General features: G+C 37.7%; 20 protein-coding genes. 2 read left to right on the top strand and 18 right to left on the bottom strand.

Annotation, left to right across the window (positions count from 1 at the left end):
* Positions 1 to 210: 210 nt before the first annotated feature.
* The 4 genes from guaB to KE503_RS09980 form a co-directional block, all read right to left on the bottom strand.
* The gene (gene guaB / locus KE503_RS09995; protein ID WP_022374867.1) at positions 211 to 1662 is read right to left on the bottom strand and encodes an IMP dehydrogenase; all 1452 of its coding nucleotides are present in this window, start codon (positions 1660 to 1662) and stop codon (positions 211 to 213) included.
* A gap of 270 nt (positions 1663 to 1932) precedes the next feature.
* Positions 1933 to 2301 carry a PTS glucitol/sorbitol transporter subunit IIA gene (locus tag KE503_RS09990; protein ID WP_055196648.1) on the bottom strand — a complete coding sequence of 123 codons (369 nt, stop codon included), beginning with the start codon at positions 2299 to 2301 and terminating at the stop codon, positions 1933 to 1935.
* Between the two features lie 14 nt (positions 2302 to 2315).
* Positions 2316 to 3707: an NADPH-dependent glutamate synthase gene (gene gltA / locus KE503_RS09985; RefSeq protein WP_055196647.1), complete on the bottom strand. Its 1392-nt coding sequence runs from the start codon at positions 3705 to 3707 to the stop codon at positions 2316 to 2318.
* A gap of 3 nt (positions 3708 to 3710) precedes the next feature.
* On the bottom strand, positions 3711 to 4532 hold the full coding sequence (locus KE503_RS09980) for a sulfide/dihydroorotate dehydrogenase-like FAD/NAD-binding protein (protein ID WP_055196646.1): 822 nt from the start codon (positions 4530 to 4532) through the stop codon (positions 3711 to 3713).
* A 120-nt stretch (positions 4533 to 4652) separates the two neighbouring features.
* Between KE503_RS09980 and KE503_RS09975 the strand changes: the two genes are divergently transcribed.
* Positions 4653 to 5339, top strand: coding sequence for a hypothetical protein (locus KE503_RS09975; protein WP_212385120.1), 687 nt, complete (start codon positions 4653 to 4655; stop codon positions 5337 to 5339).
* A gap of 68 nt (positions 5340 to 5407) precedes the next feature.
* Here KE503_RS09975 and KE503_RS09970 read toward each other — a convergent pair whose 3' ends face one another.
* The 14 genes from KE503_RS09970 to KE503_RS09905 form a co-directional block, all read right to left on the bottom strand.
* Positions 5408 to 6562 carry an iron-containing alcohol dehydrogenase gene (locus KE503_RS09970; RefSeq protein ID WP_212385119.1) on the bottom strand — a complete coding sequence of 385 codons (1155 nt, stop codon included), beginning with the start codon at positions 6560 to 6562 and terminating at the stop codon, positions 5408 to 5410.
* 345 nt (positions 6563 to 6907) lie between these two features.
* Positions 6908 to 8533 (bottom strand): chaperonin GroEL, encoded by a 1626-nt coding sequence (groL, locus tag KE503_RS09965; RefSeq protein WP_055196643.1) that lies wholly within the window; start codon positions 8531 to 8533, stop codon positions 6908 to 6910.
* Positions 8534 to 8587: 54 nt separating this feature from the next.
* Positions 8588 to 8860: a co-chaperone GroES gene (locus KE503_RS09960; RefSeq protein WP_022374226.1), complete on the bottom strand. Its 273-nt coding sequence runs from the start codon at positions 8858 to 8860 to the stop codon at positions 8588 to 8590.
* 170 nt (positions 8861 to 9030) lie between these two features.
* Positions 9031 to 9516, bottom strand: coding sequence for a PTS sugar transporter subunit IIB (locus KE503_RS09955; RefSeq protein ID WP_022374227.1), 486 nt, complete (start codon positions 9514 to 9516; stop codon positions 9031 to 9033).
* Positions 9513 to 9920, bottom strand: a complete 408-nt coding sequence (locus tag KE503_RS09950; RefSeq protein ID WP_212385118.1) for a PTS sugar transporter subunit IIA — start codon at positions 9918 to 9920, stop codon at positions 9513 to 9515. The genes KE503_RS09955 and KE503_RS09950 overlap by 4 nt, the downstream gene beginning before the upstream one ends.
* A 66-nt stretch (positions 9921 to 9986) precedes the next feature.
* The gene (locus KE503_RS09945) at positions 9987 to 11657 is read right to left on the bottom strand and encodes a glutamine--tRNA ligase/YqeY domain fusion protein (protein WP_055196641.1); all 1671 of its coding nucleotides are present in this window, start codon (positions 11655 to 11657) and stop codon (positions 9987 to 9989) included.
* A 55-nt stretch (positions 11658 to 11712) separates the two neighbouring features.
* Entirely contained in the window at positions 11713 to 13068 is a 1356-nt protein-coding gene (gene radA / locus KE503_RS09940) for a DNA repair protein RadA (RefSeq protein ID WP_022374230.1), read from the bottom strand.
* 17 nt (positions 13069 to 13085) lie between these two features.
* Positions 13086 to 13499: a hypothetical protein gene (locus KE503_RS09935; protein ID WP_022374231.1), complete on the bottom strand. Its 414-nt coding sequence runs from the start codon at positions 13497 to 13499 to the stop codon at positions 13086 to 13088.
* 60 nt (positions 13500 to 13559) lie between these two features.
* Complete coding sequence (locus KE503_RS09930; RefSeq protein WP_212385117.1) at positions 13560 to 16022, bottom strand: ATP-dependent Clp protease ATP-binding subunit; 2463 nt, start codon at positions 16020 to 16022, stop codon at positions 13560 to 13562.
* Between the two features lie 14 nt (positions 16023 to 16036).
* The gene (locus KE503_RS09925; protein ID WP_022374233.1) at positions 16037 to 16414 is read right to left on the bottom strand and encodes a GntR family transcriptional regulator; all 378 of its coding nucleotides are present in this window, start codon (positions 16412 to 16414) and stop codon (positions 16037 to 16039) included.
* A gap of 151 nt (positions 16415 to 16565) precedes the next feature.
* Positions 16566 to 17054, bottom strand: a complete 489-nt coding sequence (nrdG, locus tag KE503_RS09920; protein ID WP_212385116.1) for an anaerobic ribonucleoside-triphosphate reductase activating protein — start codon at positions 17052 to 17054, stop codon at positions 16566 to 16568.
* Positions 17055 to 17077: 23 nt separating this feature from the next.
* Positions 17078 to 19267, bottom strand: coding sequence for an anaerobic ribonucleoside-triphosphate reductase (nrdD, locus tag KE503_RS09915; protein ID WP_022374235.1), 2190 nt, complete (start codon positions 19265 to 19267; stop codon positions 17078 to 17080).
* 160 nt (positions 19268 to 19427) lie between these two features.
* A complete protein-coding gene (locus KE503_RS09910) occupies positions 19428 to 19988 on the bottom strand; it encodes a manganese efflux pump MntP (RefSeq protein WP_022374236.1) in 561 nt (186 codons plus the stop codon).
* Positions 19989 to 20221: 233 nt separating this feature from the next.
* On the bottom strand, positions 20222 to 20701 hold the full coding sequence (locus KE503_RS09905) for a methylated-DNA--[protein]-cysteine S-methyltransferase (RefSeq protein ID WP_022374237.1): 480 nt from the start codon (positions 20699 to 20701) through the stop codon (positions 20222 to 20224).
* Positions 20702 to 20848: 147 nt separating this feature from the next.
* Here KE503_RS09905 and KE503_RS09900 point away from each other — a divergent pair, with 147 nt between their 5' ends.
* Positions 20849 to 22132 (top strand): HlyC/CorC family transporter, encoded by a 1284-nt coding sequence (locus tag KE503_RS09900; protein WP_022374238.1) that lies wholly within the window; start codon positions 20849 to 20851, stop codon positions 22130 to 22132.
* The last annotated feature ends 18 nt before the right edge of the window (positions 22133 to 22150 follow it).

Below are 22150 nucleotides of genomic sequence, written 5' to 3'. Positions count from 1 at the left end.
TACCTTTCTCATATTTCTCTTCTTATTTTTATTTTTCTTTTGATCACTATTTTGAAAACCAAAGTAATTTAATGATATTCCTGTTTCATTTATAAGTCAATCATTTTTTATTGATAATTGTCAATTAACAAATCTGCTCCCATTTTTTAAAGCAAAAAGGAACCAGAATACATCTGCTTTTGTACTCTGGTTCCTCTATCTTCTTAATTCTTATTCTACACTATAGTTTGGTGCTTCTTTTGTGATATGAATGTCATGTGGATGACTTTCTTTTAAGGATGCAGCAGAAATCTTAACGAATTCCCCTGTCTCCTGTAATGTCTTAATATCTTTTGCTCCACAATATCCCATTCCAGAACGAAGACCTCCCATCATCTGGAAGATGGTATCTTCAACAGTTCCTTTATATGCTACACGACCTTCAACACCTTCTGGAACTAATTTCTTAGCATTTGTCTGGAAATAACGGTCTTTACTACCATTCTCCATCGCTGCTAATGATCCCATTCCACGATATACTTTATATTTTCTTCCCTGATATAATTCGAAATCTCCAGGACTTTCATCGCATCCTGCAAGCATGCTTCCTAACATACATACATCTGCTCCGGCTGCGATCGCTTTTGTAAGTTCTCCTGAATATTTGATACCACCATCAGCGATGATTGGGATTCCTGCTTTCTTAGCTTCTTCATACGCACTCATGATCGCTGTGATCTGTGGTACACCGATACCAGCTACGATACGAGTTGTGCAGATAGATCCAGGTCCGATACCGATCTTCACACAGTCAGCTCCAGCTTCGATCAACGCCTTAGCTCCAGCTCCTGTTGCAACGTTACCTGCGATTACCTGAAGATCTGGGAACTTATCTTTGACCATTCTTACCACTCTTAATACATTTGCAGAATGTCCATGTGCAGAGTCAACAACGATAACGTCAACATGAGCATCGACTAATGCTTGAACACGATCTAAAACGTCTGCTGTGATACCAACACCAGCTCCACATAATAATCTTCCCTGATCATCTTTCGCTGCATTTGGATATTTGATCTGTTTCTCAATATCCTTAATTGTGATCAGTCCTTTTAAATTAAAGTCATCATCAACGATTGGTAATTTTTCTTTTCTTGCTCTTCCAAGAATCTGTTTTGCTTCTTCTAATGTGATTCCTTCTTTTGCTGTTACCAGCCCTTCAGAAGTCATAGATTCTTTGATCTTCTTTGAATAATCTGTTTCGAATTTTAAATCACGATTTGTAATAATACCAACGAGCTTTGTACCTTCTGTAATTGGTACACCTGAAATACGATACTTCGCCATTAAATCGTCAGCATCCTGAATGGTATGTTCTGGTGATAATGAAAATGGATCTGTGATAACTCCGTTTTCAGAACGTTTTACCTTATCCACTTCTTCTGCCTGCTCTTCAATTGACATATTCTTATGTATAATTCCGATTCCACCCTGTCTTGCCATTGCGATTGCCATGCGATGTTCTGTAACTGTATCCATGCTGGCACTCATCAGTGGAATGTTTAACTGAATTTTGTTTGTCAATCGTGTGCGTGTATCCACATCATTCGCAATTACTTCCGAATATGCTGGAACTAATAAAACATCATCAAATGTAATCCCTTCACCAATTAACTTACCCATTTTCTTGTTTTCCTCGCTTTCTTGTATTTTAATATCTGATTTGTATTGTTAGATATGGTAACAAATAGTTTCTTTTATGTCAACAGATTATTTTACATTTTTTTAAAAATGTATGGATTATTTTCTGTACATGGTTATAATTATCTGAACATTCAAAAATATAACTATCTGATACTAATTTCTTTTTTGTACAATAAAAGGAATTACTGCTTTCGCAATAACTCCTTTTATATAATCCTGATACCAATCTCTTGATATCTCTTGTAAATTCTATTCTTCTACGATAGAAAGTTTACTTCCAATCGTAAGCTTAGGCATTGGTTTTGCCTCAACACAAATACTTCCAGGAAGACCTGCTTCTTTTGCACCACTGAAGACAACTGTCAGATGTCCCAATGTCTCCAAATTAGACTGGGCAATATCTCCAACGGCAGTGATGAGATATTCTTTCTGATCCACAACCAGTTTATCTCCTTTTTTGATTGTTCCATCCACTTTCTTCTGATCGATGAAATGACAGAAATCTTTTAATGTATCCGGTACATTTTCTCCAAAAAGCACGAACATACCTTCCTCAAAAAAAGCATCTACCTGTTCTCCGAGTTCGATAATCTCAGTCTGAAATACTGCTTTTCCCATCTGGAATCCTCCTTTTATTTTCCCTGTAATTTCTGATCGATTGCTGCAGCTGCTTTCTTTCCTGCTCCCATGGCAAGGATAACTGTTGCTGCTCCAGTTACTGTATCTCCACCTGCGTATACACCATCTTTACTTGTCTCCATTGTTTCTTCATTAACAATGATTCCTCCCCATTTCTGAGTGTCAAGTCCTGGTGTTGTGTGACGGATCAGTGGGTTAGGGCTCTGACCGATCGCAATAATAACTGTATCAACATCAAGATCATAGTTAGATCCTTCGATCGGACGTGGAGAACGTCTTCCTGATGCATCAGGTTCACCTAATTCCTGTTTGATAACTTCCATACTCTTAACCCATCCATTCTCATCTGCTTTGATCGCAGCTGGGTTATTTAAGAATTTAAAAATAATTCCTTCTTCTTTTGCATGATGTAATTCTTCTAAACGTGCTGGTGCTTCTTCTTCACTACGACGATATACGATGTAAACTTCTTCTGCACCTAATCGTTTTGCTGTTCTGGCAGCATCCATTGCTACGTTACCAGCACCTACAACTGCTACTTTCTTACCAACTTTGACTGGAGTTGGGCATTCTGGGAATTTATACCCTTTCATTAAGTTCACACGAGTTAAGAATTCATTTGCAGAGTATACTCCTAAGTGGTTTTCTCCAGGAATATTTAAAAATCTTGGAAGTCCTGCACCACTTCCTACGAAGACTGCTTTGTATCCATCTTCCATTAATTCATCGATTGTGATAGAACGTCCAACGATAACGTTAGTTTCGATATCTACACCTAACTTCTGAACGCTTTCGATCTCTTTGGCTACCAGATCTTTTGGCAGACGGAATTCTGGAATACCATAGCTTAATACTCCACCTGGTTTATGTAATGCTTCAAACACTGTTACATCATAACCTTTTTTGATCAGTTCTCCCGCACATGTGATACCTGCAGGTCCACATCCGACAACTGCAACTTTCATTCCATTCTTATCAATATTAACTTCTGTTTCTTTGGCATGTGCCATATGCCAGTCAGCGACAAAACGTTCCATACGTCCGATACCAACAGGTTCTCCCTTGATACCGCGGACACATTTACCTTCGCACTGGTTCTCCTGTGGACATACTCGTCCGCAGATTGCTGGTAATGCATTCTCTGTTGTGATCACTTCGTATGCACCTTCAAAATCTCCAGCTGCTACTTTCTCAATAAAAGCTGGAATTGGTACGTTAACCGGACATCCTCCAACACAAGGTTTATTCTTACAGTTTAAGCAACGAGTTGCTTCTTCCATTGCCATCTCTTTTGTATATCCAAGAGCAACTTCTTCAAAGTTCTTATTACGGACATTTGGGTCCTGTTCTGGCATAGGTACCTTCTTAAGACTCATATTTGCCATCGTTTACATCCCCCTTCCAATTCTACACTGATGTTCTTCTTCTTTGAACATACCCTGACGCTGCATACATTCGTCAAAGTCTACTTTAAATCCGTCAAAGTCTGGTCCGTCAACACATGCAAATTTTGTTTCTCCACCAATGTTGACACGGCATCCACCGCACATACCAGTTCCATCGATCATAATTGGATTTAAAGATACCATAGTTGGGATGTCATATTCTTTTGTGATCTTAACCACGTTCTTCATCATGATCAGTGGCCCAATTGCAATAACTTCGTCATATTTCACTCCGGCTTTAATCTGTTCTTCTAATACAGTTGTAACAAAACCTTTTGTTCCAAGACTTCCGTCATCTGTTGCAATATATACATTATCACAAAATTCTTCAAATAATTCCTTAAGAATTACAAATTCTGCACTCTTACCACCGATGATAACATCAACTGGTACTCCCATCTTCGCTAACTTACGAAGTTGTGGATATAAAGGAGCTGCACCTACACCACCGGCTACACCGATGACACGGTCACATTTGTGTAAAGGAGCTGGCTGACCTAATGGCCCTACGAAATCCTGTACATATTCTCCTTCTTTTTTCTTACTTAATAATTCTGTTGTATATCCAACTACCTGATAAATGATCGTTACAGTCTCTTTCTCACGATCAAAATCTGCAATTGTTAAAGGAACTCTCTCTCCATCTTCATCGACTCTGATAATGATGAATTGTCCTGGTTCACACTTTCTTGCCACATAAGGAGCATGAATCTCCATTAACTCAACAGCCTGGTTGAGTGTCTGTTTCTTGACAATCTTATACACCACGTACACCTCTTTCTTAAAATATCTTCTTTTTATTATACATTGTAATTGTATAATAAGAAAGTATTTTTTGTAAATATTGAATAATAAACATTTTTTGTTTTATCTTCTTATTTTATTATGGCAATCTCTTCTTTATGTAACCATCCGATCAAAAGTCATACAGAATTAATTCCAGCACTTGGACATAAGCCAAAATACGGAAATACAACTCTTGCGACTTTTACACAGGATGGTGAAACTGCCTGGAAATGCACAAATAAGGGTTGTAATGTAATTGGTGTTCATATTTTATACAGACTTTCAAAAGTAACATTAAACAATACGACTGTAACTTACAATGCAAAGGCACAAAAACCTTCTGTGACTGTAACTACAAGAGATGGCAAAAAACTTTCTGCTTCTTATTATACAGTTTCTTATAAAAACAATACTAATATTGGAACTGCTACAGTCACAATTACTTTTAAAAATGGTTATAAAGCAACAACAAAGAAAACTTTCAAAATTGTTGCACCAAAGATAGCAAAAGTTTCCATTTATACTCCAAAAGCTGAGAAAAAGGCTCTGACTGCTAAATGGAAAAAGATTTCCGGAATCAGCGGTTATGAAATCATGACTGCTCAGAATGCTAAATTTAGCAAACGTAAGAAAACAACGAAAGCATCAAGTAATGTAACTTCTGTGAAAGTCAATAAGCTTTCAAGCAAAAAAACTTATTATGTAAAAGTCCGTGGCTATAAAAAAGTCGGAACTAAAACATTCTATGGTTCATGGTCGTCTGTTAAAAAGATTAAAGTAAAATAATTTCTATATCTCTGCACAACAAAAATAAGCAGGATCTTAAACCTATTTGATCCTGCTTATTTTTGTTCTTATAAAGCTGCTTCAAAAATACTTACGATATCTTCTTTACTCAATGGTACAAAAGATCCAACACATCCATCGGCTGCTTTCTGTGCCATGATATCAAAATGTTCTTTGTCGATTCCAACATCTGATAAAGTCTGTGGAAGTCCCATCTTCTTGAAGAATTCTCTGGTGCATGCGATTCCTTCTTTGGCTGCTGCCATATCATCATCATTTACTACATCCCAGACATTTCTTGCATAGTCCGCAAATTTAGATGCGGTATCGTCATTTAATGCAAAATCCATCCAGTGTGGTGTTAAGATTGCTAATCCTTCTCCATGTGTGATATCGTAGAAAGCACTTAATTCATGTTCCATCGGATGAACACACCAGGAAACTTCCGCTCCGTCAGAAAGAATTCCATTGATCGCCATACTGGCTGTCCACATCAGATTCGCTCTTGCATCATAGTTATCTGGTTCTTCTAATGCGATTGGACCGTATTTAAAGCAATTCTTTAACAGTCCTTCCGCAAATCTTGCCTGAACATCTGCATTCTTTACATTGGTAAAGTAGTTTTCACAAATATGACTGATCATATCTGCTGTTCCTGCTGCTGTCTGTTTCTTTGATACAGAGTAGGTATATTCTGGATCAAGAATTGACATCTTTGGTTTCATATGTTCGCTTGCTGTTCCCCATTTTTCATTCTTAGACATATCTGAGATTACCGCAAATGGGTCCATCTCTGATCCTGTCGCTGATAATGTCAATACACTATAGATCGGCAATGCTTTTTTGATCCATCTTGGCGTGATAACAAGATCCCATGGATCTCCATCATAACAGGCTCCTGCTGCTACAACTTTCGCACAGTCAATAACAGATCCACCTCCAATGGCAAGTACCATATCGATGTCATTTTCTTTACAGAGTTTTACACCTTCTCTGACAGATTCAATCTTTGGATTTGGTGCAATTCCTGATAATTCAAAGATTTCGATGTCTTCTTCTTTTAAAATCTTCACGGCTTCATCATAAATTCCTGCTTTTTTGATACTTCCACCGCCATAGCATAACAACACTTTGTTTCCACTTTCTGAAAGCTCATAAAGATGTGAAATCTGTCCTTTTCCAAAATGAATCTTTGTTGGAACAGAATAAGTAAAATTGTTCATAATCTGCCTCCTATCGTATTTTTAGTATATATTTATTATAGCAGATATTCCCTTATTCCTCCATGGTTTTCCTAATGAGTATCATGGAACTGGTTTATATCCCACTCCTTTCTTTACTGAACATTTATCTGTCTGTGTTCCTCTTGGATTATCCTGAAGAAATTTTGGATCAGAGGAAGATCATTCCGATTGTGGATGATTGTGCGAATGTAGAGTATTGGGTGGTTTGGAAGGATGGGAAGGAGTATCGGTTTTAAGCATAAAAAAGCCCCAGAAATTCTTTCGAATTTCCGGGGATATATTTTAGTCTTTGAGTCGCTTTGCTCCCTGTAGACGTCCACTCAACTACATCATTCCCATTCCAGCTGGAGCTCCTGCTGGCATTGCTGGTGCATCTTCTTTAATATTAGCAACAACAGATTCTGTTGTTAACAGTGTAGATGCTACAGATGTTGCATTCTGTAATGCACTTCTTGTTACTTTAGCTGGGTCAATGATTCCTGCTTCTACCATGTCTACATATTCTCCATGTAATGCATCGAATCCTTTTCCAATTTCTGCTTCTTTTACTTTATTTACGATAACAGCTCCTTCAAGACCTGCATTGACTGCAATCTGGAATAATGGTGCTTCTAAGGCTTTCAGGATGATGTTTGCTCCTGTCTTTTCGTCTCCTTCTAAGTCTGCTACTTTCTCTGCTGCTTTCTTAGATGCGTGAATATAAGCAGATCCTCCACCGAAGATGATTCCTTCTTCTACTGCGGCTTTTGTTGCTGCTAAGGCATCTTCCAGTCTTAATTTGCTTTCTTTCATTTCTGTTTCTGTTGCTGCTCCAACACGAACAACGGCAACTCCACCAGATAATTTAGCTAATCTTTCCTGTAATTTTTCTTTATCAAATTCAGATGTTGTTTCTTCGATCTGTCCTTTGATCTGTGCGATACGTGCCTGGATCGCATCTTTTTCTCCTTCACCATCTACGATGACTGTATTTTCTTTTTCAACTCTTACAGATTTTGCACGACCTAACTGATCGATTGTTGCATCTTTTAATTCCATTCCTACTTCTTCAGAGATCACTGTACCACCTGTTAAGATAGCGATATCTTCAAGCATTGCTTTTCTTCTGTCTCCATATCCAGGTGCTTTGACTGCACATACAGAGAATGTTCCACGTAATTTGTTTACGATCAGTGTTGTTAATGCTTCACCTTCAACATCTTCTGCGATGATCAGTAATTTCTTACCATTCTGTACGATCTGCTCTAATAATGGAAGAATTTCCTGAATGTTAGAAATCTTCTTGTCTGTGATCAGGATATATGGATCATCTAATTCTGCAACCATTTTCTCCATATCTGTTGAGAAGTATGCGGATAAGTATCCACGATCAAACTGCATACCTTCTACTAAATCTAATTCTGTCTTCATTGTCTTAGATTCTTCAATTGTGATAACTCCGTCGTTAGATACCTTTTCCATAGCATCTGCTACTAATTCTCCAACTTCTTCGTCTGCTGCAGAAATTGCTGCTACTTTCGCGATCTGATCTCTTCCTGTAACTTTGCTGCTCATCTCAGCGATTGCTTCAACGGCTGCTTCTGTAGCTTTTTTCATTCCTTTACGAAGGATGATTGGGTTAGCTCCTGCTGCTAAGTTCTTCATTCCTTCGTTGATCATTGCCTGTGCAAGTACTGTAGCTGTTGTTGTACCATCTCCAGCAACATCATTTGTCTTAGTTGCTACTTCTTTGACAACCTGTGCTCCCATGTTTTCAAATGGGTCTTCTAATTCAATCTCTTTTGCAATTGTTACACCATCATTTGTGATCAGTGGTGTACCAAATGATTTATCTAATACTACGTTACGTCCTTTTGGTCCGATTGTTACTCTTACTGTATCTGCTAACTGATTAACTCCAGCTTCCAGAGCTTTTCTTGCTTCAATTCCGTATTTAATTTCTTTTGCCATGATCTTATTACCTCCGACTAAATGATTCTGCAATAAAATGATTCTGCAATCTGATTATTCTACAACTGCTAAAATATCATTCTGTTTTACAATAATATATTCTTCATCTTCTAATTTCACTTCTGTTCCAGCATATTTAGAATAGATAACTTTCTGTCCTACAGAAACTTCCATCTTTACATCTTCTGTTCCAGGTCCTACTGCGATAACTTCTGCTTCCTGAGGTTTTTCCTGTGTTGCTGTTGTAAGGACGATTCCTGATTTTGTCTTTGTTTCTGCTTCCAACTGTTTTAATACAACTCTATCTCCTAATGGTGTTAACTTCATAATAATATTACCTCCTAAATATATTAGAAAATTGTTTTTATTTTCGATTGTTAGCACTCACTCATATCGAGTGCTAACTCTATGTTCTTAAGTATAACACTGCGTAAAAAAAATGCAACCCTTTTTTTATAATTTTTTTTAAATGAGATTGCATTCTTTTGTATTTGTATTTATTCCTGTATATATTTTTTCGCTTCTTCCCAGCTTTTTTTCGGAATCGTCTGGAAATATACGTGGACGCCTTTTCGAATCATCTGTTGGATAGATTCCATTTCTCTGTCATCGCATGCGATCCTTCTTGCCACAGTTTTTCGTTCCCCTCGAATTCCCATACCTCCAATATTAAGCTGTGTGATCCTGATTCCGCATTTCATCAGTTCTTCAAACACTATTGGTGATTCAGCGATCACGATCACTCGTTCCCCATCAAATGATGGTGGTTCTTTTAACTTTTCAACTGCACGGTCAATTCCATAAACGTGAATGATAAGACCATCTGGTGCCATCTCTTTGATCACCTTGCTTCGAAATTTATCTTTCGCAACGATATCATCAACAATAAGGATTCTGTTTGCACGTACTTCTGGCACCCATAATGTTAAAATCTCTGTATGTATGAGTCTGTCATCGACTCTTGCCAGTACTATTTTCTTCATTTTTCTACCTCCTTATATAATTCACGTACATCCCGTACTGTATCCGGTGCTGCCTTAAGAAGTTCTTTACAGATTTCTTCCGCATGCTTTCCCGAAATTCTTCCCATAATGACTTCCATCATCAATGGAAGATTAATTCCAGTAACGTGGTAAAGATCATACTCTGGCATTAATGAAATAACTGTATTAAACGGACTTCCATAAAAAATATCTGTGAGGATCAGAATCTCTTCTTCCTGTGATGCCTGTTCAATACTTTGTCTGATCTTCTCTTTTAAAGTATCCACAGATTCTTCCGGCTCCAGTCCAAATGCTTCCAGGTTTTCCTGTTTCCCTGCGATCATCTGTACTGTATCCACTAGTCCTCTGGCGTAACTTCCATGAGATACCACGATTACCTTCATTTAATTTCCTCTCTTTTTCTCATCCACTGCTCCTGTCTTGAAATCTTTCATAACAGGCTTCGTATATTAGTTTGGTTTATAAGAGCTCTTTAAGCTTACGATTCTATTAAATACCATATGTTCTTTAGTAGAATCTTTAGAATCTAAACAGAAATATCCTGTTCTCATAAACTGGAAGCTGTCTCCTTTATCGTACTTCTCTAATTCTGGCTCAACATATGCTTCTTTGATCACAGTTAATGAATTAGGATTTACATTAATACTTCCATCTTCATTATATACGCCTTTTTCTTCATCTACAATGTTTTCATATAGACGAATTTCTGCCTTTTTCGCAGTTTTAGCTGATACCCAGTGGATTGTTCCACGAACTTTTCTTCCATCAGGGCTGTTTCCTCCTCTGGATTCTGGATCATATGTTGCATATACACATGTAACGTTACCATCCTCATCTACATCATATCCTGTACATGTCACAAAATATGCATTCATTAAACGAACTTCATTTCCTACGTATAAACGACGATACTTTTTAGGCTTCTCAATTTTGAAGTCTTCACGTTCAATATATAATTCTCTTGAAAATGGTACCTGTCTTGTTCCCATCTCTTCATTTTCCTGATTATTCGGAACATCTACAAGCTCTCCTTCACCTTCCGGATAATTTGTGATCACAAGTTTGATCGGATCCAAAATAGCTGCCATACGTGGACGTTTTAATTTAAGGTCATCACGAATACAATATTCAAGCATTGCAGAATCCACAGAGCTGTGACTCTTTGCAACTCCCACAAGTTCCATAAATTTCTTGATAGATTCTGGTGTATATCCTCTTCTTCGAAGTGCAGATAAGGATACCAGACGAGGATCATCCCATCCGTCTACGATTCCATCTTCTACTAATTTCTTAATATAACGTTTTCCTGTAACGACATTTGTCAGGTATAATTTTGCAAATTCAATCTGTTTTGGTGGATTTTCAAATTCACATTCATTGACTACCCAGTCATATAATGGTCTGTGGTCTTCAAATTCCAGTGTACAGATAGAATGTGTAACTCCTTCAAATGCATCCTCTAATGGATGAGCAAAATCATACATTGGATAGATACACCATTTGTTACCTGTATTATGATGTTCCATTCTTGCAATACGGTAAAGAATTGGATCTCTCATATTGATGTTTCCAGATGTCATATCAATCTTCGCACGAAGTACTTTGCTTCCGTCTGGATATTTTCCTTCTTTCATTTCACGGAATAACTTTAAGTTTTCTTCTGGTGTACGGTCACGATATGGACTGTTCTTTCCAGGTTCTGTCAATGTTCCGCGATATTCTCTGATCTGTTCTGCACTAAGATCACAGACATATGCTTTTCCTTTCTTGATCAAGAATTCTGCACATTCATACATCTTGTCAAAATAATTTGATGCATAGTAAATATGCTCATGATAGTCTGCACCTAACCATTCTACATCTTCCTTGATGGAATTTACATATTCTTCCTTCTCTTTTGTAGGGTTTGTATCATCAAAACGGAAATGAAAATCTCCGCCATATTCCTGAGCCAGTCCGTAATTTAATAAAATAGATTTTGCGTGTCCGATATGAAGATATCCGTTAGGTTCTGGTGGGAATCTTGTGACAACTTTCTTGCAGCGTCCCTCCTCGATATCTTTCTCAATGATCTGTTCTATAAAATTCTTAGAAATCGTTTCTTCCATGTTTTCCTCCATATAGTTTTTTCTATATTGATTATAATGTATCTTGTATATACTTGCAATCAATATATTATATAAGATCTAATGCTTCCATAACATTTGAAACTCCTACGAGTCTCATATCAGTTTCAATCTTAATCTGATCTACATTCGCCTGGGGCAGAATGCATCTCTTAAATCCAAGTTTCTGTGCTTCCTTGATCCTTGCCTCACCACCGGATACTGCACGAACTTCTCCTACCAGACCGACTTCTCCAAAAATGATCGTATCTTCTAAAATTGCTCTGTTCTTGTAACTTGATGCGATCGCCATGATAATTCCAAGATCGATCGCCGGTTCCCCAAGCTTCATTCCTCCTGCAAGGTTTACATAAGCATCACAACCTCCAAGCTGTAATCCAACTCTCTTCTCAAGTACAGCCATCAAAAGGTTCACCCTGTTATAGTCAATTCCCACTGCTGTTCTTCGCGGCATCTGGAAACTTGTTGGTGATACAAGTGCCTGGATTTCAATAAGGATCGGTCTGGTTCCTTCCATAGAGCAGACAACAACTGATCCTGACGCATCAAGCGGTCTTCCATTTAACATTGTCTTTGATGGATTCTCAACTTCAACTAACCCATTGTTGCACATCTCAAATACACCTATCTCATTTGTAGATCCAAAACGGTTCTTTACGCCTCGCAAGATTCTATAGGCTGCTTCTCTCTCTCCTTCAAAATAAAGGACCGTATCCACCATATGTTCCAATGTTCTAGGTCCTGCAACAACCCCTTCTTTGGTCACATGTCCAACAATGAAAACAGCAATATTATTCTCTTTTGCCACTCTCATCATTGCAGCCGTCACTTCTCTTACCTGTGAAACACTTCCTGCTGCCGAAGAAAGATCTTCGCTGTACATCGTCTGAATAGAGTCGATCACTGCAAATTCAGGCTTTGTCTTTAGAATCGCACTGGTGATCGCATCAAGATCTGTTTCACAAAAAAGAAGCATTTCTTCTTCAAATGTTCCAATTCTCTCAGCACGCATCTTGATCTGATGCATTGATTCTTCCCCAGAAATATATAAAACCTTGCGTTTATTATTCGCAAGATTTCTGCATACCTGTAATAACAGCGTTGATTTACCAATTCCAGGATCCCCGCCAACCAATGATAAAGATCCTTTCACGATCCCACCGCCAAGTACTCGGTCAAGTTCTCCGATTCCTGTCGGAATCCTTTCTTCATTCTCAATAGTTACCTCCGATATATTCATAGGAGAGGCAGAAGTCTTTAAAGACTTCGCCCCTCCCTTCTTCGTTTCTGTAACTTTCTCTTCTGTAAAAGTATTCCACTGTTTGCAGGCAGGACATTGTCCCATCCACTTGGAAGACTCATGACCACACTGGCTGCAAAAATAAACTGTTTTTTGTTTCGCCATTGGTACTCCTTACATTACTATTGTTTCTTTACGCGAACAGATGCAGCTGTTCCTTCACTTAATTCAACACTTAAAGTTAATTTACCTCCAAGGTTTGCTTTCATCATTCCTACATTTGTATTATCAATAAAAACTTTATATTCCTGTCCAGCTTCCACTTCTAGTGTAACCTGAACGTCAGATGAAGATTCAATATCAAATGCAACACCATCTGTTGTTGCAACAAAGTTATGTACTGCAGAACCTGGAACAGATTCAAAGATCAGCTGTCCGTTCTTGTCCAGTTTCGTCATTGTCTTAAATGTTTTGATCTTATAGATATCCCCTTCAAACTGGATATCCCCTTTCTTAGCTTTCTGTGCTAATGTATAGTCACCAAAGCTTAGTGTTCCATTGTCTTCGCTGCGGAATAATTCAGTTACCACTGCCATTGTTTTTTCCTCCTAATATATGTTTCGGTCGTTGTATGTTTATTATAATATATTTTGGTTCTATTTACTAGTTTCCTTTACTGAAAAAGTAAGTTTTTTATCTTTTTTGCCGATTGTCATCGTCTGTCCGTTTGAAAGTGTTCCTTCTAAGATCTTGTCTGCCAGTACATCCTCGATCTCATTCTGGATCACTCTTCTTAGTGGTCTTGCTCCGTAATTCTCATCATATCCTTTATCTGCTAACAGATCCATCGCACTCGATGTGATCTTTAATGTAATCTGATGTTCATTTAGGAGACGTACTTTTAACTCATCGATAAATAACTTCGCGATCTTTTTCACTTCTTCTTTGGTAAGAACTGCAAAAACGATCGTCTCGTCAATTCTGTTTAAAAATTCCGGACGGAAGATCTGTTTTACTTCTTCCATCACACCTTTTTTCATACGTTCATGATTCTTTGCCTTATCTGTGTTATCAACAGAGAATCCAAGATATTTTGGTGCGATGATGCGATTTGCACCTGCATTGGAAGTCATGATGATCACCGTATTCTTAAAATCAACTTTTCGTCCATTGGAATCTGTAATATGTCCATCATCCAGTACCTGAAGCAGAATATTAAATACGTCTGGATGTGCTTTCTCGATCTCATCAAATAAGATCACAGAATACGGATGTCTTCTGATCTGCTCACTTAACTGTCCACCTTCTCCGAATCCTACATATCCTGGAGGTGATCCAATGATCTTTGATACACTGTGCTTCTCCATATATTCAGACATATCTACACGGATCAGATCTTCTTCCCTTCCAAACAAAGCTCTTGCCAGTGTCTTTGAAAGCTCTGTCTTACCAACACCTGTTGGTCCCAGGAATAAGAATGATCCGATCGGACGATTTGGACTCTTAAGTCCAACTCTGCTTCTTTTCACAGCTTTCGCAACGGCTTTGACTGCTTCATCCTGCCCGATCACATATTTGTGGAGTTCTTTTTCAAGATTTCGCAAGCGTTCCATATCACCTTTCGTGAGCTGCGTTACTGGGATCTGTGTCCATAAAGATACAACCTCTGCTGCATCTTCAACTGTTAATTGTGGAATCTCATTTTCCTTCCTTTGTGTTCGTTTCATCTTACGTTCTAACGATTTCTCAAGCTTATTCTTCTGCGCTTTTAAATTCTTAGCTTCCAAAATATCGCCATTAGAAAGTTCTTTCTCAATCTTCTCGATCACTTCTGCAATCGCTTTGCGTTCTTCTTTAAAACTTGCATGACTTCCGACCTGTTCCATTCGTTTTCTTGCACATGCTTCGTCTAGAAGATCTATCGCTTTATCCGGCAGAAAACGATCACTGATATATCGATCAGATAAACCTGCAATTGCTTCTACTACATCTTCCGGCACCAAAATTCTATGATAATCCTCAAATCGGTATTTGATTCCTTTTAAAATCGTAACTGTCTCTTCTACGGTTGGCTCTTTCACTCTGACTGGCTGGAATCTTCGAACTAAAGCTGCATCCTTCTCAAAATACTTTGTATACTCTTCACTTGTTGTCGCACCGATCAGCTGGAAATCTCCTCTTGCCAATGCCGGTTTTAAGATATTGGATGCATCCATAGCTCCTTCAGAACCGCCAGCTCCAATGATCGTATGAATCTCATCAATAAATAAAATGACAGAATCATCCTGTGTTGCTTCTGTAACGATACGTTTCATACGTTCTTCAAATTCACCACGGAATTTGGTTCCTGCGATCACTTTTGTAAGATCTAAGGATAAAATTCTCTTATTCTTAAGGATTCTTGGCATATTGCCGTCTGCAATTCTTTGTGCAAGACCTTCCACAATTGCTGTTTTACCAACTCCCGGATCACCGATCAGACATGGATTGTTCTTTGTTCTTCTGCATAGGACCTGCATCAGACGTTCCATCTCACCTTCACGTCCAATCATCGGATCCAGCTTCCCTGCGGCTGCTTTCTCTGTAAGATCTGTACTGTATTGCTCCAGCATACCTGCTTCTTGATTTTCTTCCTCTCCGCCATAAGAATTTGCATCATTGTATTCATTCTTTGCAGAACGAAAATCTATTCCTGCTGTAACTAAAATATCTGTATAAATACCCTCGCAAGAAATCTTGTGATCTTCTAACAGACGAAAAGCCTCATTATCTCCGTCTTTGATCATTGCCATAAGAATATGTTCTGAGCCTATTGCATCGCATCCATATTTCATTGCAAGTTCCCCTGCAATCTCTAAAAGATATTCTGTCTTTGGTGTATCTTTCACTGTTCTTCTGCGGTCTTTTGGCATCTTTGATTTCTCCTTGACCGCCTCTTCTATTAATTCTCTTGTCACTCCATGCATCTTAAGAACTTCGCTCGCAAGAGATCCATCTGTTCCGTAAAGTCCAAGAAGGATAAAGATACTGCTGACATCCTTAAATCCAAGATATCCTGCAATCTCCCTTCCTTCATTCAATGCTTTGGAGGCATATTTTGTAAATGGTAATCGGTTCATAACTCCTCCTGTTATTACTTTCTGTCTAATTTCTGGTACATGTCATGAACCAGCTGGTTCATCTCATCTTCTGTAACTCCCTTACAGACTGCTTCAGCAACCAGCATTCTTAGATTGTCCTGAATACTAGCCAGCTCCTGCTGCTTTTCCAGAGTTTCAACGCTTATGACTGCACCTTTTCTTCGGTCTAATTTTAAGTATCCTTCTTCTCTTAAAATCGCATAGGCTTTATTTACCGTGTGCATATTCACTCCAAGTACCTGTGCAAGCTGTCGTACAGATGGAAGTGATTCTCCATCAGTAAATTCTTCACATGCGATTCCCATAATGATCTGATTTCTTAACTGTACATAGATTGCCTCGTCACTATTGAAATCAATCTCCAGTATCATTGTGCAACCCTTCTTTCTTCTTTCGAATTTTACAATCTATCTATGATATTTTGTTATACATAGACTATAATATAAAGCACAGTCTGTCAAGAGATTGCATCATGATAAAAAGAAAAAGATGCAGTATCTTTTCACTGCATCTCTTATGGCCTTATCTTTCATTTAAATTTAGAATTCTCTGGTTTGCACTTCCTCGGAATTTTAATGTGATATCTTTCTGGGCTTCAATAAATCGTCCATCTACCAGTATATCAATATAAGATAACATTTCTTCCGTAAATGATGTGTGTACTTTTCCACCCTGCATAAGATCCTTTTCATAAGTATATCCTGTATAACACCAGATATTCTTATCAGGATATATTTCTTTAATTTCTTTTAATAATAAAACCAATTCTTTCTGGTTCTCTGGTTCAAATGGTTCTCCTCCAAGAAGCGAAAATCCTTCGATATAATCTGGTTTTAATAATTCTATGATATGCTCTTTTGTTTCCGGTGTAAATGGCTTTCCATAACAAAAATCCCATGTTTCCTTATTAAAACATCCCGGACAATGGTTTCTGCAGCCTGATACAAATAAACTTACCCTGACTCCTGGTCCATTCGCTATGTCACATTTTTTAATCTCTCCGTAGTACATATGATTTCCTCTGTAAATAATTCTTATAAATGAAGTACTCGATCCTTAATCTCTTGTGTACGTCCCTGATTCCAGAACTGTGTTCCGATATATCCGCAGGTACGTCTTGCAACAAACATATGATCTTGATCTGTGTTTCCACAGTTTGGACATTCCCAGATCAGCTTTCCAGATTCATCTTCTTTGATCTGAATTTCCCCGTCATATCCACAACATTCGCAATAATCACTCTTTGTATTCAACTCTGCATACATAATGTTATTATAAATGAATTTCATAACAGATAAAACAGCTGGGATATTATCCTGCATGTTCGGTACTTCAATGTAACTAATTGCTCCACCTGGAGATAATTTCTGGAATTCTGATTCGAATGCAAGTTTGCTGAATGCATCGATTTCTTCTGTTACATGGACATGATAACTGTTTGTGATATAGTTCTTATCTGTGACACCTGGAATAATACCAAAACGTTTCTGTAAACATTTCGCAAACTTATAAGTTGTAGATTCCATTGGTGTTCCGTATACAGAATAGCTGATATTTTCTGCTTCCTTCCATTCGTTACATTTATCATTTAACTTCTGCATAACTTTTAGCGCAAATTCTTTTCCTTCATCGGATGTATGAGATTTTCCTGTCATACGAACACACATCTCATACAGTCCTGCATATCCAAGAGAAATTGTGGAGTATCCATCATATAATAACTTATCGATCTTCTCACCTTTTTTAAGTCTTGCCAGTGCCCCATGCTGCCAAAGGATCGGTGCAACATCAGATACTGCTCCCTTTAATCTCTCGTGACGGCATCTTAAGGCTTTATGACAAAGTTCAAGTCTTTCTTCTAAGATCTCCCAGAATTTGTCCATGTCTCCGTCAGAACTACATGCCACATCAACTAAGTTGATCGTTACAACCCCCTGATTAAATCTTCCGTAAAACTTATGACTTCCATCTGCATTTCTCTGAGAATCCTCAACTGTTAAGAAAGATCTGCATCCCATACAAGGATATACATCTCCGTTCTTAAGTTCTCTCATCACTTTCGCAGATATATAATCTGGAACCATACGTTTCGCTGTACATTGTGCAGCTAATTTCGTCAGATACCAGTACTTGGAATCTTCCGTGATATTATCATCATCAAGTACATAAATAAGTTTTGGAAATGCTGGTGTGATCCAAACTCCTTTCTCGTTTTTAACACCTTGAATTCTCTGTTTTAAAACTTCTTCGATCACGAGTGCTAAATCATCTCTTGTCTGTCCTTCCGGCACTTCATCAAGATACATAAAGACTGTGACAAATGGTGCCTGACCATTACATGTCATCAATGTTACTAACTGATACTGGATCGTCTGAATTCCCTGTTTGATTTCATCATAAAGACGCATCTCCGTAATCTTATCGATGATCTCATCATCCATAGATTCTCCAATTGCTTTACGTTCTTTGACAACATTATTACGAAGTTTCTTTCTGCTGATATCTACAAATGGTGCTAAATGTGCCAGTGTAAATGACTGTCCCCCATATTGGTTACTTGCTACCTGTGCCACGATCTGTGTTGTTACATTACATGCTGTAAAAAATGAATGCGGTTTCTCAATCAGCGTCTCGCTGATCACAGTTCCATTCTGAAGCATATCTTCTAAATTGATCAGATCACAATTATGTTCTCTCTGTGCAAAATAATCAGAATCATGAAAATGAATGATTCCTTCTTCATGAGCACGGATGATATCATTTGGTAAAAGGACTCTCTTACTTAAATCCTTGCTGACTTCTCCAGCCATGTAATCTCTCTGTGTGGAATTGATCACTGGATTCTTATTTGAATTTTCCTGATTCACTTCCTCATTAATATTATCAAGAAGAGCAAGAATTCCATCATCAGTTGTATTAGATTTTCTTCTTAATTCTCTCTTAAAACGATATCTTACATACTTCTGGGCAACTTCGTATCCTCTCATCTCCATGATTCCTGTCTCAACCATGTTCTGAATGTCTTCTACATTCACTGCATGTGAAGAACTTTTCACCTGATCCGCAACTTTTTCTGCAATTGCCATGATCTGATATTCGTTCATCTGATGAAGCTTTGATACTTCTTCATTCGCCTTTGTGATCGCATTGATGATCTTATCGATATCAAAGGTTACCTCTTCTCCATTCCGCTTGATAATCTTTGTTTTTACATCACCATTCATAGTTTCTCCCTCTTTTATATAAAATTACAAGATTTTGTGCGTTTCCATTTTCTGGGCACAAAATCTTGTTATATTCTTACCATCCGACACAATATGTTGTGCCACTGCCTATATTATATTACACTCTTTTCACAAAAAAAGAAAGGGGTATTTTTTTATTTTAGAGAATATGAAGGTGTTCAAGAAGAATCTTAAATCCCAAAAGTATCAGTATTATGCCACCTGCAAGCTCTGCCTTTGATTTATATTTTGTTCCAAAAATATTTCCAATCTTTACTCCTGCAAATGAAATCAAAAATGTACAGACTCCGATCATAGATGCTGCGGATACAATATGCACATTTAAAAACGCAAATGTAATTCCTACTGCAAGTGCATCTATACTTGTTGCCACTGCAAGCATAAACATTTCTTTTATTTCAATGGATGCATCTGCATTCTCTTCTTCATCTGACAATGATTCTTTCACCATATTAATTCCAATCAGTCCAAGAAGGATAAATGCAATCCAGTGATCAATTGATGTGATCTGATCTTTAAATTGTGTTCCAAGAAAAAATCCAATGATTGGCATCAATGCCTGAAAGCCTCCAAACCATAAGCCAATAATGACCCCTTTTCCCAAAACTTTTTCTCGCATTGCCAGGCCTTTGCAGATTGAAACAGCAAATGCATCCATCGACAATCCAACAGCCAGTGTTAATAGTGTAAGCAAATCCATAAAATTGTCCTCCATATCGAAAAAAAGACTCACAGACGAAAAACCTGCCATAAATTAAGGCTTATCGTCTATGAGTCTCGTTAATTAAGACAGCACCAGATGTTGTCCATCATTGTGTTGATACTGTCACAGATTCTCTGCTAACTACTCCCTCACGGAAATATATAAGATCAATACCGGATGTGCCTCCGGCAAAATATGCCTATGTATCATATCTCAATTGAGAATCTTTGTCAATATCTTTCCTTTACTTTTTGATTACGTTTCTCAAGTTCCAATAAATATTCTTTCACATCAAGTCCGCCTGCATATCCTGTCAGAGAACCATTCATTCCAATCACTCTGTGACATGGAACTACGATCACGATTGGATTTTTATTATTTGCCATACCTACAGCACGGCATCCTTTTGGAATTCCTACACGTTCTGCAATATCTTTGTATGTACAGGTTGTTCCATATGGAATCTCTTGCAATGCCTTCCATACCTTTATCTGAAATTCCGTTCCATAATAAGAAAGTTTCAGATCAAATTTCTTTCTGCGTCCATCAAAATATTGTGACAGCTGAAGGGCTGCTTCTCTGATCAACTCTGTATTCTTCTTCTCGCCTTCTAACTTCTTTATTCCAAAATAAATCCCACAAATTCCATGTCCGTCTTCCTCAATCGTCAGATTCCCGATTGGAAAACGATAATCATAGTAGTACTTCATACGACCATTCCTCCTAAAAATAGGTATACCATATTTTTCCATGGTTGGCAACCACTAACTTGACATGAAGCCATTTGTTGCGTACAATGAGAAGAACTGTATTAAAAAGCAGATGATTATTATATTAATTTTTAGGAGGAATAATAATTGGACCCCAGTACAATATTACAGATTGTCGAAATTATAGTTTTACTTTCGCTTTCCGCTTATTTTTCATCGGCGGAAACTGCATTAACAACGGTAAATCCCCACAGCATGCGTGCTATGGCAGAGGATGGAAATAAAAAAGCTGCATTAGTCTTAAAACTAATCGAGAATCCTAGTCAGATGCTTTCTAGTATTCTGGTTGGAAATAACTTAGTAAATATTTCCCTGACTTCCTTAACAACTACAATCGCAATTCGTATCTTTGGAAGTATGGGAGCCGGAATTGCAACAGCCGTGATCACGATTCTTGTTCTGATCTTTGGTGAAATTACTCCAAAGACTTATGCAACGATCAATAATACAAAAATTGCTTTAAGCTATGCATCCAGTATTTATCTTGTCACAAAGCTATTGACACCAATTGTTTATCTTATCAACAAGCTTTCCACAGGAATTCTTATGATCTTCCATATTGATTCCAAACAGTCCAAACGTATTATGACGGAACGCGAACTTCGTACGATCGTTGATGTCAGTCATGAAGATGGTGTTATTGAAGAAGCTGAAAAAGATATGTTAAATAATGTTTTTGATTTTAAGGAATCCCTTGCTAAGGATATTATGATCCCTCGTATTGATGTAACTTTTGTATCCGTCGATGCTTCTTATGAAGAAGTCCTTGAAATCTTCCGTGAAGCTGGTTACTCAAGACTTCCTGTTTATGAAGGAAGTAAAGATCATGTTGTTGGTATTGTTTATTTCAAAGATGTATACTTCTACCGTAGCCAGCACAGAGGCGAGATTTTCCATTTAAGGGATGTATTAAGAAAACCATTCTTTACTTATGAAACACAGAAAGTTTCAAGTCTGCTTGCACAGATGAGAGAGAAATCCGTAAGTTTCTCTATTGTTTTAGATGAATATGGCGTAACTGCCGGACTGATCACACTTGAAGATATTGTAGAAGAAATATTCGGAGAACTACGTGATGAATACGATGAATCTGAAGAAGATACATTTAAAGAATTACCCGATGGATCCTATATGGTATCTGCTTCATTGAAGCTTGATGATCTTGATGATCTGCTTCACGTAAACCTTGATTCTGAGGATTATGATTCACTCGGTGGATATATTATCGAATTACTTGATCATTTGCCTTCTGAGGGCGAAATTGCAGAAGATGAACACTTTACTTTCAAAGTTGTATCCGTTGATAAGAACCGTATGGAAACCATCCATATCATTCCAAAAGAAAATTCTAATCATATCTCACAAAACTAGATTTATAAACAGCCAGCA

This window comes from Anaerostipes sp. Marseille-Q3525, assembly GCF_018223505.1.
Taxonomy (GTDB): Bacteria; Bacillota; Clostridia; order Lachnospirales; family Lachnospiraceae; genus Anaerostipes; species Anaerostipes amylophilus.
This window is presented reverse-complemented; position numbering and strand designations above follow the sequence as displayed.

Bases quoted from the DNA above. Each gene is read 5' to 3' on its own strand.
- guaB (WP_022374867.1), bottom strand. From the start codon at position 1,662: ATGGGTAAGTTAATTGGTGAAGGGATTACATTTGATGATGTTTTATTA.
- KE503_RS09990 (WP_055196648.1), bottom strand. From the start codon at position 2,301: ATGGGAAAAGCAGTATTTCAGACTGAGATTATCGAACTCGGAGAACAG.
- gltA (WP_055196647.1), bottom strand. From the start codon at position 3,707: ATGGCAAATATGAGTCTTAAGAAGGTACCTATGCCAGAACAGGACCCA.
- KE503_RS09975 (WP_212385120.1), top strand. From the start codon at position 4,653: ATGGCAATCTCTTCTTTATGTAACCATCCGATCAAAAGTCATACAGAA.
- KE503_RS09970 (WP_212385119.1), bottom strand. From the start codon at position 6,562: ATGAACAATTTTACTTATTCTGTTCCAACAAAGATTCATTTTGGAAAA.
- groL (WP_055196643.1), bottom strand. From the start codon at position 8,533: ATGGCAAAAGAAATTAAATACGGAATTGAAGCAAGAAAAGCTCTGGAA.
- KE503_RS09960 (WP_022374226.1), bottom strand. From the start codon at position 8,860: ATGAAGTTAACACCATTAGGAGATAGAGTTGTATTAAAACAGTTGGAA.
- KE503_RS09955 (WP_022374227.1), bottom strand. From the start codon at position 9,516: ATGAAGAAAATAGTACTGGCAAGAGTCGATGACAGACTCATACATACA.
- KE503_RS09950 (WP_212385118.1), bottom strand. From the start codon at position 9,920: ATGAAGGTAATCGTGGTATCTCATGGAAGTTACGCCAGAGGACTAGTG.
- KE503_RS09945 (WP_055196641.1), bottom strand. From the start codon at position 11,657: ATGGAGGAAAACATGGAAGAAACGATTTCTAAGAATTTTATAGAACAG.
- radA (WP_022374230.1), bottom strand. From the start codon at position 13,068: ATGGCGAAACAAAAAACAGTTTATTTTTGCAGCCAGTGTGGTCATGAG.
- KE503_RS09935 (WP_022374231.1), bottom strand. From the start codon at position 13,499: ATGGCAGTGGTAACTGAATTATTCCGCAGCGAAGACAATGGAACACTA.
- KE503_RS09930 (WP_212385117.1), bottom strand. From the start codon at position 16,022: ATGAACCGATTACCATTTACAAAATATGCCTCCAAAGCATTGAATGAA.
- KE503_RS09925 (WP_022374233.1), bottom strand. From the start codon at position 16,414: ATGATACTGGAGATTGATTTCAATAGTGACGAGGCAATCTATGTACAG.
- nrdG (WP_212385116.1), bottom strand. From the start codon at position 17,054: ATGTACTACGGAGAGATTAAAAAATGTGACATAGCGAATGGACCAGGA.
- nrdD (WP_022374235.1), bottom strand. From the start codon at position 19,267: ATGAATGGTGATGTAAAAACAAAGATTATCAAGCGGAATGGAGAAGAG.
- KE503_RS09910 (WP_022374236.1), bottom strand. From the start codon at position 19,988: ATGGATTTGCTTACACTATTAACACTGGCTGTTGGATTGTCGATGGAT.
- KE503_RS09905 (WP_022374237.1), bottom strand. From the start codon at position 20,701: ATGAAGTACTACTATGATTATCGTTTTCCAATCGGGAATCTGACGATT.